The following is a 13,549-nucleotide window of genomic DNA, read 5'->3' on the forward strand; positions in this document are numbered from 1 at the left end:
TCAGTTCCCTTCGGCTGCGCGGTCGATGAATAGTGCGCCACGAGTGACGATCTTGTCCCCGGCCGTCAGGCCGGAAGTTACCTCAAGCATGTCGCCGGTCACTCTTCCCACACGAATTGGCCGTACGACCAAAGTGCCGTCGTCGTTTGCAGCGAATACATGCGCCTCGCTTCCCTCGTACACGACTGCGCTTTGAGGTATTCCTATCGAGCTCACCTCATTGCTGGTGACGATATTGAAACTGGCGAACATCATCGGCTTCAGCGCACCATCGCCATTCCTGATTTCGGCGCGCACCGGCAACCGATGCGTGTTCGGATCGACCGCCGGAGCGACCCATGAGATTTTTGCCCGGAAAATCCGTTCGGGCATGGCCAGAACATGCACTTCCACCGCCTGGCCGACTCGCATCAGCGGCGCATCATCCTCTCTCACATTGGCAACCAGCCACACTGTGGACAGATTGCCGATCGTAAATACAGGGTTGCCTGCGCCCGCAGACACGCTTTGAATGTTCTGCCCGAGTCCGACCTGGCGTTGAATGACGGTACCGGACACCGGCGCACGTACCGGTACTTCCGGACTGACACCGGATGCGTTTTTCTCATTCTCAAGGGCATTGATTTCACTATCCGATTTACCCAGTATGCGCAGCTGATTCTGCACAGCCTGCAGATTGCTTTCGGCGGCAGTCAGATCGGCCTGGCTTTGCAGCCAGTCTTTCAGGGCCGCCGCTTTCGCCTCATAGAGCCCATGCAGGCGCTTTTCTGTCGCGGTAGCCAGGTTTAACTGCGCACGGGCATTGATCAGATTGCTGCGCGCCTGTGCAAATTCTGAAGCGGCCACGGTCATGAGCGGATCGCCTTTGCGGACCGCATCGCCGAGTTTTGCCATGACACGAGTGACTTGGCCGGAAAACGGAGAAAATACCGGGGTCGTGGTGTCATCGTCATAGGCGATGACACCATCGGTAATCTGCTCGCTGCGGAAACTCATCGTCTGGACAGGAGCGATCTTGAGATTTTCCAGCTGCGACTTGGTCGCGATGAAAGTGCCGGGTGGTGCCGCAAGCACAGGCTGCGGTGCCTGCTTGCTGGTCAGATAATTGATTCCATAAACCCCTGCAAAAAGGAACAGCGCCATGCCGACGACAATCAGAATCTGCGTTTTTTGAGGCAAGCCCTGTGCCCTGCGCATGATTTTGTTGGCGGGTTTGTCAGTGTGACTGGTCATGTTATTTTTTTCTGGAGTTTGGCGCGCGCTAAACCGCAGGCGCTGAATTGGGAAACCTGTAGCAGTCTAAATGAGCAACCTTGCAGGATGCTGTACCCAACCTTTCAGGAAGCTGACAACGCCGGGTTTCTTTGTAAACAACTTCTTTATGATGTATTTTCCCGAAGTTGCACGGGTAAACTATTGACGGAACCAGAGCAGGTAGCAGGCAAAAAACCAGACGGAGTTGTCAGTGCGCATATTATTGGTGGAAGACGATCCATCGTTGGGAGAGACTACGGCTCGGGCGTTACGCTCCCAGAGTTGGGCTGTGGATTGGCTGAGTAACGGGGAGTCCATTCCCAATGCAGTCAAGCTGGTAACTTACGATCTGGTGGTGCTGGATGTGGGATTGCCCGGTATCGATGGTTTCGAGGCGTTGCGACGCCTGCGCAGTGAAAGCAAGGGCATGCCCATCCTGATGCTTACGGCAAGGGATGCTGTAGAAGATCGCGTGCATGGCCTCCAGTTGGGCGCTGACGATTACCTTGTGAAGCCGTTTGCCTTGACCGAGTTGCTGGCGCGCATTCAGGCGCTCACCCGGCGCTTTCATGCGCGCCAGCATAATGAATTGCACCTGGGCTCATTGCGGCTGGATTTGATTGCCAAACGGGCCTTTTTGGCCGACAAGCCGATAGAGCTGTTGCCCCGGGAATGGGCAGTGCTCGTATATCTTCTGAATAATATAGGCAAGGTGGTCAGCAAGGAACAGATTCTGGAGGCGATTTCGGGATGGGATGAAACGCCATCGGGCAACGCAATTGAAGTTTATGTTTCGCGTTTGCGCACCAAACTTTCCAATACCGGTATTTCCATTCGGGCGATTCGCGGCTTTGGCTACCTGGTGGAGGAGTCGGCCCATGATACCCAGCCTTAAACGGCAGTTGCTGCTCTGGCTGCTGGTGCCTCTGCTTGTAATCATGCCCATCGTGGCAGCAGTCCAGTACGGGCTGGTGCTCATACCTGCACAACAGGAGATGGACCATCAACTTGGGGACTACGCCATCGCAGTGGCAAGAATCTTGAAAGTGGAAGATGGCCAGGTCCGCTTCGACATGACGCCGCAAACCGAACACCTGCTGCGCACGGACCAACTGGATACTGAATTCTTTCTGGTAATCGGCCCCGAGGGAAAAATCATTGCGGGAGATGCGGGGCTTAACACGTTCGAAGAGGAAATCTCCCCGGGGGAGTCACGATACGTGGATCGCCAGATCGGCGGCCGATCAATCCGCATGCTGATATATGGCGTGGCCTGCGGGCCAAATACATGTCAAGTGCGCATCGCGGAAACGCTGGTCAAGCGGAACAAACTTCATCTTCAGGCACTCATCGCAACTTTTTTGTCGATTGTCGCATTGGGTCTGACCACTGCGGCAGTAGTACTGGTTGCCGTGCGTCACGGCTTGCGTCCCCTGCAGGAACTTCGCGCCCAGCTTGCGGAACGCTCTCTCGACGACCTTCGTCCGCTGGACGTTCCCAAAATTCCGGGTGAAGTACAGCCTTTGGTGACCGCACTCAATCAGCTGTTCCATCGGTTGAACGAGGCAAGCAAAGCGCAAAAATCGTTTCTTGCCGACGCCGCCCACCAACTTCGCACCCCCCTGTCCGCTCTCCAGACCGAATCGGAACTGGCATTGCTGGAGCCTCATCCCGAGTCGTTGCATTCCACATTGGAACGCCTGAATCGCTCGGCCACTCGCGCGACCAAATTGGCGAACCAGCTTTTGACCATTGCCCGCGCCGATCCGAGCGTTCAGATAAAGTCGGATTTCGCGCCCGTGGACTTGAAGGAAATTGCCTCCTGGGCTGCAAATGAATGGTCTCATCAGGCGATCATGTCGGGTGTCGATCTGGGATTTGAACTGGATACTGCCTTTGTGAATGGACAGACCGTTCTTCTGCAAGAAATGCTGTCAAATCTGATTCACAATTCCATAGAGCATGCTGGCAAGAACGCCCGAATAACGGTTAGAACGTTTACCTCGGGGCACGCTTCAATCCTTGAAGTGGAAGATGACGGACCGGGAATCCCGGAGGATGACCGTGAAAAAGTGCTTCAGCGTTTTTTCCGCGGCCGCAATGCGAATGGAAGCGGAAGCGGGCTGGGACTGGCAATTGTCAGCGAGATCGCGCGCATTCACAGTGCAAGGGTTAATTTGGACCCCCCCGGCAATGGCAAAGGATTGCTCATTCGAATTTCCTTTGAGTCGGAACAATTCTAAGGCCGGACCAAACTCTTTCTCTGCCATGTAGCAAGTCCCGGCATTAACCCGGCACCGTCGCTACAAAAATCGATCCAGCAGTTTTCGGCTATGGTGATCCATGACGCCGATATTCCGGATCAGGAACGACACACCGTATCCGTCGGTGATCAGCAGCGTTGAATTTGTGAGGCGGCGGATGTGGTCCTCCGCTTTGAGCAGCAGTTCGGTATCGCCGCGATTGGTCGAAATTTGCCACTTGCTCGGCGTGGCGAAGCTGGAGACTTGCCTGATGCGGGTGATTTCCGGCATGAATTCGCGCTGTGCAAGTTCGGCTTCGATCAATGCGCGCATCGCTTCGGGCAGATCGCTTAACCTGCTTATCCATCGCAGCTCGTGCCCATCTTCGCCGAGCAATGACACCCCTTCTTCCGGTGCGCTGATGGGAAAGGCGCGCACCGGGACGACACCTTCGTAAACGTCGCCTTCAGTACCGGCAAGCACAAGGCGGCCGGCTGCATTTCTAGTCAGCGTGAAGTCCTGATTGTTCATTCGGCTGACTCCTTGTCCTCTTCCGGAGCCGAGATGCTTTGGTCATCCAGATCGGCATCCACATTGCGGGCCTGGGCCTGGTACAAACGGAAGTAGGCTCCCTCCCGTTGCATCAGTTCATCGTGGCTGCCCGTTTCGACAATTTCCCCCCGGTCCATCACGACCAGCCGGTTGGCTTTGTGCAGGGTGGACAGACGGTGGGCGATCGCTATGGTGGTGCGACCGCGCACCAGATTATCCAGCGCCTTTTGTATTTCCTGTTCGGTCTCGGTATCAACGGAGGCAGTCGCCTCATCGAGGATCAGGATGCGCGGGTCGATCAACAATGCGCGTGCAATGGAAATACGCTGGCGTTCTCCGCCCGACAGTCCCTGCCCCCGTTCGCCCACCAGCGAGTCATAACCGTGCGGCAGCCGCAGGATGAATTCGTGGGCGTGCGCAGCCCGTGCAGCCGCGACGATCTCGGCCAGGGTTGCATGCGGTTTGCCGTAGGCGATGTTCTCGGCAATGGACCCGAAGAACAGAAAGGGCTCCTGCAGCACCAGACCGATGTTGTGGCGATATTCCGCAATCGGCAGCGAGCGGATGTTCACGCCGTCAATACTGATGGAGCCCTCGCTGACATCGTAGAAGCGGCACATCAGATTGACCAGGGTACTTTTCCCGGAGCCGCTGTGCCCCACCAGTCCGATCATTTCTCCGGGCTCGATGACCAGGTTCATATCTTTGATGATGGCGCGGTTGCCGTAGCGAAACCCGGCTTCGCGTATTTCGATACGCCCAATGATGTTGTGCAGATGCTGCGGCCTGGTCGGCTCGGGCACGCTGGAAACGCGGTCGAGAATGTCAAATATGCGTTTGGCACCCGAAGCCGTTTTTTGCGTCACCGAAACGATGCGGCTCATCGAGTCCAGGCGTGTATAAAAACGGCTGATGTAGGCCAGGAAAGCGGTCAACACACCCACACTGATCTTGTTGTGCGTCACTTGCCAGATGCCGAATGCCCACACCACCAGCAAACCGATCTCGGTAAGCAGGGTCACGCTGGGCGAGAACAGCGACCATATCCTGTTGATGCGGTCGTTCACGGCCAGATTGTTCTGGTTGACCTGATGGAAACGTGCCGACTCGCGTTTTTCCTGCGCGAATGCCTTGACGACGCGGATACCCGGGATGGTGTCGGCCAAGATATTGCTGACTTGCGACCAGACACGGTCGACTTTTTCAAAGCCGGTGCTGAGCTTTTGCCTGACCGAGTGGATCATCCACACGATCAACGGCAGCGGCAACAGGGTCACCAGCGCAAGCCAGGGGTCGATCGAGATCAGGATCGCCGTCGTCATGGCGATCATCAGCACATCGGTGGCGAAATCCAGCAGATGCAGCGACAGGAACAGGCAGATGCGGTCCGATTCCGAACCGACGCGCGCCATCAGGTCGCCCGTACGCTTGCCGCCGAAGTATTCCAGCGACAAGTGCAACAGATGGTCGTAAGTGATCGTGCGCAGATCGGTCCCGATGCGCTCGCTGACCAGGGCAAGGATGTATGTCCGCGCCCAGCCCAGTCCCCACGCAAGCAATGCCGAACCGAACAATCCGCCGAGCAGCAGCGTCACCATGTCGGTATTGATGGGCGACCCGTTTTCATAAGGGATCAGCACCTTGTCCATCAGGGGCATGGTCAGATACGGAGGAACCAGCGTGGCGGCGGTCGAGGCCAGCATCAGCAGAAAACCGGCAAGAAGTTGCCACCGGTAGGGTTTGGCGAATCGCCATAACCGCAGCAACACCCAACTCGAGGGCGGTGCCTCCGCTTCGACATCGCAGTACGCGCATTCATCCTGGCCTGGCGCCAGCGGCATCAGGCACTGCGGGCACAACACCGGTTGCGCATCAACGACGGGATGACCGCCCAGAAAGCCCCCGAGTACCTGTTCAAACTGCCGCACAAAGCGCGTGGCTTCCGGGTCGTGTGCCATGGTGTAGCGCCACCAGGCCAGGCGTGTCCCGGCGGCAAACAATTCGATGCACCCGATGCCCGCATGATCACGCTGCTTCAATGCCAAATCTTCACCCAGAGGGTATTCGCAAAATTCCAGGGCGGGCCAGGTCAAGCCGATCAGTCGTTGGTTGGTGAGCAGAATCAGGCGCTTGGCGTAGTTCAACTGCTCATCCAGATTGGCTTCCAGGCTGGCATGGATCTTTTCCCGGGCGGACAGGCGGGCTTGCAGCGCCTTATGCCATGCATCGGAGACCTGTTTGTCTGAAGAGAGGGGGGGAATTGTATGAAGGTTCACTAAGTGCGAGTTTACTACAGACGCCATATTGGACAAACTGCCAAGCCTCTGTAAACTGAACCCCTTTCGAGTGCGCAGTTGTATGGCGCCCATCGATGCGGCTTCAACCCACTGCAAATCATCAGGACAGATTGATGGAGTTTCTCAAGATTTTGCCGCTGCGCGGACCTAACATTTGGACGTATCGTCCGGTACTGGAAGTCTGGCTGGATATCGGCATTCTGGAAGACTCGCCTTCCAACACCATTCCCGGTTTTTACGAGCGACTGACCGAATGGATACCCACACTGATCGAGCACCGGTGCGGCATCGGGGAGCGCGGCGGGTTTCTGGAACGGCTGCGTGAAGGCACCTGGCCGGGGCACATTCTCGAACATGTCACCATCGAATTGCAGAACCTGGCGGGGATGCAAAGCGGTTTCGGCAAGGCGCGCAGTACCGGAGTGCGCGGGATCTACAAAGTGGTGGTACGTTCGCGCAACGAGCAGGTGACCCGCGCCGCCCTGCATGCCGCTCGCGATCTGGTGCTGGCCGCGATGCACGACAAACCGTTCGATGTCAAAGCCGCCATTGACCACTTGCATGAGATGGTTGATGCGCTGTGCCTCGGGCCGAGCACCTCCTGCATCGTGGATGCAGCGACCGAGCGCGGCATTCCCTCGATTCGCCTGACCGAAGGCAATCTGGTTCAGCTGGGATATGGCGTGCGCCAGCGCAGAATATGGACAGCAGAGACCAATCAGACCAGCGCCATTGCCGAGGGCATCTCCAAGGACAAGGATCTCACCAAGAGCTTGTTGAGCGCATGCGGCGTACCTGTTCCGGAAGGCCGTATCGTGGACAGTCCTGCAGACGCATGGGATGCGGCCGAAGACATTGGTGTGCCGGTGGTGGTCAAACCGAGTGACGGCAACCATGGGCGCGGCGTCTCCACCGACCTGATGTCGCGCGCAGAGGTCGAGGCAGCCTATCACCTCGCCGATGCGGAAGGCAGCGAGGTGATCGTCGAGCGTTTCATACGCGGCAACGAACACCGCCTGCTGGTGGTGGGCGGTCGTTTGGCGGCTGCGGCGCGCGGTGAAGCAGTTTCACTGGTGGCGGATGGCCGCTCGACGATACGCCAGCTTATCGACTCCCAACTCAATAACGATCCGCGCCGCGGAGCAGGCGAGGAATTCCCGCTCGATGTGTTGCTGCCGGATGAAAATCCGTCGATTCGTTTCGAGCTTGAACGGCAGGGCTTTGACGCCGATTCGATCCCTCCGCAGGGAAAGCAGGTGCTGGTCCAGCGCAATGGCAATGTGGCATTCGACGTGACCGATGAAGTGCATCCGGAAGTCGCTGCTACGGTTGCGCTTGCAGCGCGTATCGTCGGGCTGGACATTGCCGGAATCGATCTGGTTGCGCAGGATATTTCCCGCCCCCCTCGCCGAACAAGGCGCGGCAATCGTCGAGGTCAACGCGGGCCCGAGCCTGCTCATGCACCTGAAGCCGGCCCAGGGACAAGCGAGACCGGTGGGCAAGGCCATCGTCGACAACCTGTTCGCAGAGGGAGAGAGCGGCCGCATCCCGGTGATTGGCATCTGCGGTACCGACGGCAAGAGCCTGGCGGCACGCATCATTGCAAGGTTGCTGCATTTGCGCGGAGACTATGTCGGACTCGCTTGCGACCAGGGCCTCTATTTCGCACAACGCCTGATCGACAAGCGGGATAGCTCAAACTGGGTCTCTGCGCAGAAGGTGCTGTTGAACCGAAGCGTCGAGGCCGCCGTGATCGAGAATGGCAGCGACACGATCCTAGCCGAGGGCCTGGGCTATGACCGCTGCCAGGTCGGTATCATCACCAATATCGATCCCGTCCGGCATTTCGGCAAGTTCTATATCGAGACGCCCGAGCAGGTTTGCAATGTGCTGCGCACCCAGGTGGATGTGGTGCTATCCGATGGAGTGGCGGTGCTGAATGCCGACGATCCACTGGTGGCGAAAATGGCGGAATATTGCGATGGCGAAGTCATGTACTTTACCCGGTATGCCGATTCCGAACTCGTCGCATCCCACCTGCAACGGGGCGGGAGAACGGTCATGTTGCATGACGGTTCCATCATGCTGGTTGCCGGCGCCGACCGCACGGCATTGATCAAGCTCGAGCATGTGCCCTTGTTGGAGAACAACCGCGACACCGTACAGATAGACAGCGTTCTGGCAGCCGTGGCGGCGGCCTGGTCGCTCAATATCATGCCGGGGCTGATCCGCGCGGGATTGGCGACATTCGAAGTGGAACAGAAAAGTATAAAGGATATCGCTTAATGGATATCTCACGCATTCGCGCGCTGCGCGGCCCGAACTTGTGGAGTCGGCATACCTCCATCGAAGCCATCGTGACCTGCAGCGAGGCAGAACAGGACATCGCCAGGATCAGTGGCTTCGAACAGCGCTTTCGCACGCTGTTCCCCGAGATCGCCTCGCTGCAGCTGGCCGGGCACAAAGCTGCCGTACCGCTGGCCCATGTGCTGCAACTGGCCGCATTGGGCTTGCAGACACAGGCCGGGTGTCCGGTCACTTTCAGCCGGATCAAGTCCACACTCGAACCCGGCGTGTATCAAGTGGTGGTCGAGTACAGCGAAGAGTCGGTAGGCCGTAAAGCGTTCGCTCTGGCGGAACAGTTATGCCAGGCCGCGCTGCACAACACGGGATTCGATCTGGCTGCAGCGTTGGCTGAATTGCGCGAACTCGATGAAGATGAACGACTGGGTCCCAGCACCGGGTCTATCGTCCAGGCTGCCGTGGCACGCGGCATTCCTTTCCGGCGCCTGACCCGGGGCAGCCTGGTTCAATTCGGCTGGGGCAGCAAGCAACGGCGCATCCAGGCCGCCGAAACCGACCGTAGCGGCGCGATCGCCGAAATGATCGCCCAGGATAAGGAATTGACCAAGAAATTGCTCGATGCGGCCGGCGTTCCCGTTCCCAATGGCCGCCCGGTGACGAGTGCGGAAGACGCATGGGCTGCATTGTGCGAGATCGCCGCGCCCGTGGTGGTCAAGCCGCTGGACGGCAATCAGGGCAAAGGCGTGACGGTCAATATCGTCAGCCGCGAGGATCTCGATCGCGCCTATGTCGCGGCTTCCGAAATCAGTTCGGAGATATTGGTGGAACGCTTCATTCCCGGCAGCGATTTCCGTTTGCTGGTCGTGGGTGACCGTGTGGTTGCCGCAGCGCGCCGCGAACCGCCGCAGGTGATCGGCGATGGCGTGCACAGCGTGCGTGAATTGGTAGAGCAAGTAAACAAGGATCCGCGCCGCGGCGTCGGGCATGCCACTTCATTGACCAGGATCAGTTTCGACGAGATCGCCCTGGCCTGTCTTGAGGCACAAGACCTGCGGGCCGATTCCGTACCCGACAAGGGCACCCGTGTCCAATTGCGCAATAACGCCAACCTCAGCACCGGCGGTTCCGCCACCGATGTCACCGACGATGTCCACCCGGAACTGGCGGCCAGCGCGGTCGCTGCGGCACAGATGATCGGACTGGACGTGTGCGGTGTCGATGTGGTGTGCGACAGCGTGCTGCATTCGCTGCAGGAACAGGGAGGCGGCATCATTGAAGTGAATGCGGCGCCCGGATTGCGCATGCACCTGCAGCCTTCTTTTGGCAAAGGACGTGCGGTGGGGGAAGCGATCATTTCGACGATGTTCACCCACGGCGAGACAGGCCGCATCCCGCTGGTGACGGTGGCCGGAACCAACGGCAAGACCACGACTGTGCGCCTGATCGCCCATATTCTCGGCTGCAACGGTTTGCGCGTCGGCATGACCAATTCGGATGGCGTGTACATCGAGGGAAAGCGCATAGACACCGGGGACTGCAGCGGCCCCAAGAGCGCCCGCAACGTGTTGCTGCACCCTGATGTCGATGCGGCAGTACTGGAAACGGCGCGCGGCGGCGTTTTGCGCGAAGGCCTGGCGTTCGATATCTGTGATGTCGCCGTGGTCACCAACATCGGCATGGGCGATCATCTGGGACTGAACTACATCAGCACCGTGGAAGACCTTGCTGTCGTCAAACGTGTGGTCGTGCAGAACGTCGCGCCGCATGGGACGGCAGTACTCAATGCCGCCGATCCGATGTGCGTGCAGATGGCGGATGCCTGTCCCGGCAGCGTGACCTTCTTTGCCCGTGACCGGTATCATCCGGTCATTGCCACACGCAGGGCGCAGGGACATCGCGTGGTCTACGTTGCCGACGATCACATCGTGGCCGCACATAAAACCGATGAACATCGTATCCCGCTTTCCTCCATTCCCCTGACGCGCAACGGGACGATAGGTTTCCAGATCGAGAATGCGATGGCGGTGGTGGCCGCCACCTGGGCCTTGAAAGTCGAGTGGGAAACGATACATGCCGGTCTGGCTTCGTTCATCAACGATGCGCAAACCGCTCCGGGCAGGTTCAATTTCTTCGATTATCGCGGCGCAAGCGTCATCGCCGATTATGGTCACAACCCCGATGCGATCCACGCACTGGTGCCGGCCATCGAAAGCATTCCGGCAAGCAAGCGCGTGGTGGTGATCAGCGGCGCGGGCGACCGGCGCGATGCCGATATCATCCGCCAGACGGAAATCCTGGGCGATGTGTTCGACGAGATCATCCTGTATCAGGACCAGTGCCAGCGCGGGCGAGAAAACGGCGAAGTGCTGGCTTTGCTGCGCCGCGGATTGGCCGACGCGAAACGCGCGAAACACATTGATGAGATCACGGGCGAGTTCCTGGCGATCGACACCGCGTTGGCGCGCTTGAAAGCGGGGGATTTATGCCTGGTCCTGATCGACCAGGTTGACGAGGCATTGGCACACATTGCCAAACGCATGGCTGGCGGTTGAATTCACTCCGCCCCATTTTCGGGCTTGAACATATCCGGAAGTTAGGCCGGACGTTGCGGCAGTAACCGAGACGCGTTGTCATCGATCTTCCGCGTTGATCGCAGCTATACAACGTGCTCCCAGTCATCTCCCGCTTTCGGTTCGGGCAACAGCGTACCGTGGTAGTCGTAGAGTCGCATCAAGGCAGAAACAACCGGCATCGGAAATCCCTGTCGCCCACCGCGCTCATCGAAGATGATCTTGCTGAGATACTGCTGCAACAGGACGGATCCCCACATCAGCGCTATCTTTTCGCCAATCTTTGGGAATTGATCCTGAATCAAGGTAAAACAGGGGGTCATGTCCGGTGGCAAAACGGGCGCACGAGGCGCTTTAGGAACGGTAATCTTGATAGCCATGATCACTCCTTTTTGAGTTTGCTTGACTAACCTGCAAAGCGGTTGCAACCGCAATGCAAACACGGTGATTGTCCAACCCACCGGATGCGCTCAATCACCATTCGCCCGACCTTTGGTGCCTCACAGGTTCACCGGCATGAAGTTCATTGGACAGACTGGGCAACAATCTAGCACCAATGCATTTTGGAGAATATAGGCCAAAAGATATAGGCTTCGGCATAGTCCAGACTCGCTCTGTCAAAGGGAATCACCAGTGCAGATCTGAAATCAATTCAACTTTCCGGCCATACCGCAACGCAAGCGAGGATAATTACGCATGATCAAAACCAGCCCCCCCTCCTCCCCCGCAGCCCACACCACCGGACGTTCTTTCAATGAACTGCCGCTGTCGCCCGCCATGCTGGCGACATTGGAGCAACTCGAATACCGGACGATGACACCCATCCAGGCGGCCAGTCTGCCGATCACACTGGCCGGGCACGACCTCATCGCCCAGGCCAAGACCGGCAGCGGCAAGACCGCTGCGTTCGCGCTGCCGCTGCTCACCAAACTCAATCCTCGCCACTTTGGCGTGCAGGCCATGGTGTTGTGTCCGACGCGAGAGCTGGCCGATCAGGTGACGCAAGAGATGCGTCGTCTGGCGCGCTTTGTGGACAACATCAAAATTCTGGCGCTGGTCGGCGGCAGCACCATGCGCCCGCAGGCTGACAGTCTGGAACACGGCGCGCACATTGTCGTCGGCACGCCGGGTCGCATCATGGATCACATCGAACGCGGCAACCTGAAACTGGATGCGCTCAATACGCTGGTCCTGGACGAGGCGGACCGCATGCTGGACATGGGTTTCTACGACGATATCTCTTTCGTGGTGAAGCAATGCCCGACGCGGCGCCAGACCCTGCTGTTCTCGGCGACCTATCCCGAAGGCATCGCCAAGCTCGCGCAAAAGTTTATGATCAACCCGCAAGAAGTGAAGCTGCTGGAACAACATGAAGGCAGCAAGATTCGCCAGCGCTTCTACGAGATCAAGCATGAGGACCGTCTGCAGGCCGTCTCCATCCTGCTCAAGCACTACCGCCCGGTCAGCACGCTGGCCTTCTGCAACACCAAGCAGCAATGCCGCGACCTGGTGGACATCCTGCATGCCAAGGGCATACACGCGCTGACGCTGAACGGCGACATGGAACAACGCGAGCGCGACCAGGTACTCATCCAGTTCGCCAACCGCAGCTGTTCGGTGCTGGTGGCAACCGATGTGGCCGCACGCGGCCTGGACATCGCCCAGCTGGAAGCGGTCATCAACGTCGATGTCACGCCCGATCCCGAGATCCACATCCACCGCATCGGCCGCACCGGCCGCGCCGACGAGGAAGGTTGGGCGCTGAGCCTGTGCACCGCCGCCGACATGCCCCGCGTTGCCAACATCGCCAGGATGATGGGCATAGCACCCGAATGGCACACGATGGATACGCTGCTGAACGAAAAGAAAGGACCGCTGGTACCACCCATGGTCACGCTGCAAATACTCGGTGGCCGCAAGGAAAAGATCCGTCCCGGCGACGTGCTTGGCGCCTTGACCGGCGAAGCCGGCTTCACCCGCGAACAAGTCGGCAAGATCACCGTAACCGATATGTCCACCTACGTTGCCGTCGCTCGCGACATCGCCCGCGAGGCGGTGAAGAGATTGTCGGCGGGCAAAGTGAAGGGCAAGACAGTAAAGGTGCGGGCGCTGGAAGACTGATTGTGGAAGCGCTTTGCCACCCGGACAGACAGCGTCAATACATCACTTCTAAAGTTGGCAAAGGATGACCGCGAAAACCATGAGTGGACTTTCGTGTTCAGCCAGCAAGAACCTATCACTGTGGCTTCCTGGTTTGTATTTAGGGAATTTCAAAAAATAAGCTGTCGACGCAACCAAGTGGTGCGCAATGCTCCCGGAGTGCAAAGTT

Annotated in this window: 10 protein-coding genes; 6 read left to right on the forward strand and 4 right to left on the reverse strand. The window is 58.3% G+C overall.

The window, feature by feature from the left end; all coding sequences use genetic code 11:
* Complete coding sequence (locus QOY30_RS13995) at positions 1-1,233, reverse strand: efflux RND transporter periplasmic adaptor subunit (protein ID WP_283745230.1); 1,233 nt, start codon at positions 1,231-1,233, stop codon at positions 1-3.
* Positions 1,234-1,465: 232 nt separating this feature from the next.
* Here QOY30_RS13995 and QOY30_RS14000 point away from each other — a divergent pair, with 232 nt between their 5' ends.
* Positions 1,466-2,149: a response regulator transcription factor gene (locus QOY30_RS14000; protein ID WP_283745231.1), complete on the forward strand. Its 684-nt coding sequence runs from the start codon at positions 1,466-1,468 to the stop codon at positions 2,147-2,149.
* On the forward strand, positions 2,133-3,497 hold the full coding sequence (locus QOY30_RS14005) for a sensor histidine kinase (RefSeq protein WP_283745232.1): 1,365 nt from the start codon (positions 2,133-2,135) through the stop codon (positions 3,495-3,497). Before QOY30_RS14000 ends, QOY30_RS14005 begins: the two co-directional genes overlap by 17 nt.
* A 60-nt stretch (positions 3,498-3,557) precedes the next feature.
* Here QOY30_RS14005 and QOY30_RS14010 read toward each other — a convergent pair whose 3' ends face one another.
* Together QOY30_RS14010 and QOY30_RS14015 are read right to left on the reverse strand one after the other, a co-directional pair.
* Complete coding sequence (locus QOY30_RS14010; RefSeq protein WP_283745233.1) at positions 3,558-4,028, reverse strand: cyanophycin metabolism-associated DUF1854 family protein; 471 nt, start codon at positions 4,026-4,028, stop codon at positions 3,558-3,560.
* Positions 4,025-6,352, reverse strand: coding sequence for a cyanophycin metabolism-associated ABC transporter (locus QOY30_RS14015; protein WP_283745234.1), 2,328 nt, complete (start codon positions 6,350-6,352; stop codon positions 4,025-4,027). Before QOY30_RS14015 ends, QOY30_RS14010 begins: the two co-directional genes overlap by 4 nt.
* 107 nt (positions 6,353-6,459) lie before the next feature.
* On the opposite strand from QOY30_RS14015, the gene QOY30_RS14020 reads away from it, so the two are divergent.
* The 3 genes from QOY30_RS14020 to cphA are packed head-to-tail and all read left to right on the forward strand — an operon-like array spanning position 6,460 to position 11,202.
* The gene (locus QOY30_RS14020) at positions 6,460-8,040 is read left to right on the forward strand and encodes a cyanophycin synthetase family protein (protein ID WP_502958692.1); all 1,581 of its coding nucleotides are present in this window, start codon (positions 6,460-6,462) and stop codon (positions 8,038-8,040) included.
* A complete protein-coding gene (locus QOY30_RS18150) occupies positions 7,964-8,632 on the forward strand; it encodes a Mur ligase family protein (protein WP_502958693.1) in 669 nt (222 codons plus the stop codon). Before QOY30_RS14020 ends, QOY30_RS18150 begins: the two co-directional genes overlap by 77 nt.
* Entirely contained in the window at positions 8,632-11,202 is a 2,571-nt protein-coding gene (gene cphA, locus QOY30_RS14025) for a cyanophycin synthetase (RefSeq protein WP_283745235.1), read from the forward strand. Before QOY30_RS18150 ends, cphA begins: the two co-directional genes overlap by 1 nt.
* Before the next feature lie 104 nt (positions 11,203-11,306).
* Here cphA and QOY30_RS14030 read toward each other — a convergent pair whose 3' ends face one another.
* Entirely contained in the window at positions 11,307-11,600 is a 294-nt protein-coding gene (locus QOY30_RS14030) for a hypothetical protein (RefSeq protein ID WP_283745236.1), read from the reverse strand.
* A gap of 316 nt (positions 11,601-11,916) precedes the next feature.
* Between QOY30_RS14030 and dbpA the strand changes: the two genes are divergently transcribed.
* Complete coding sequence (gene dbpA / locus QOY30_RS14035) at positions 11,917-13,341, forward strand: ATP-dependent RNA helicase DbpA (protein WP_283745237.1); 1,425 nt, start codon at positions 11,917-11,919, stop codon at positions 13,339-13,341.
* Positions 13,342-13,549 lie beyond the last annotated feature (208 nt).

The sequence above is a fragment of the Sideroxydans sp. CL21 genome (assembly GCF_902459525.1).
In the GTDB taxonomy this organism is placed as follows: Bacteria; Pseudomonadota; Gammaproteobacteria; order Burkholderiales; family Gallionellaceae; genus Sideroxyarcus.

Coding starts and splice junctions, on each gene's coding strand:
- QOY30_RS13995 (WP_283745230.1), bottom strand. CDS start 1,233: ATGACCAGTCACACTGACAAACCCGCCAACAAAATCATGCGCAGGGCA.
- QOY30_RS14005 (WP_283745232.1), top strand. CDS start 2,133: ATGATACCCAGCCTTAAACGGCAGTTGCTGCTCTGGCTGCTGGTGCCT.
- QOY30_RS14010 (WP_283745233.1), bottom strand. CDS start 4,028: ATGAACAATCAGGACTTCACGCTGACTAGAAATGCAGCCGGCCGCCTT.
- QOY30_RS14015 (WP_283745234.1), bottom strand. CDS start 6,352: ATGGCGTCTGTAGTAAACTCGCACTTAGTGAACCTTCATACAATTCCC.
- QOY30_RS14020 (WP_502958692.1), top strand. CDS start 6,460: ATGGAGTTTCTCAAGATTTTGCCGCTGCGCGGACCTAACATTTGGACG.
- cphA (WP_283745235.1), top strand. CDS start 8,632: ATGGATATCTCACGCATTCGCGCGCTGCGCGGCCCGAACTTGTGGAGT.
- QOY30_RS14030 (WP_283745236.1), bottom strand. CDS start 11,600: ATGGCTATCAAGATTACCGTTCCTAAAGCGCCTCGTGCGCCCGTTTTG.
- dbpA (WP_283745237.1), top strand. CDS start 11,917: ATGATCAAAACCAGCCCCCCCTCCTCCCCCGCAGCCCACACCACCGGA.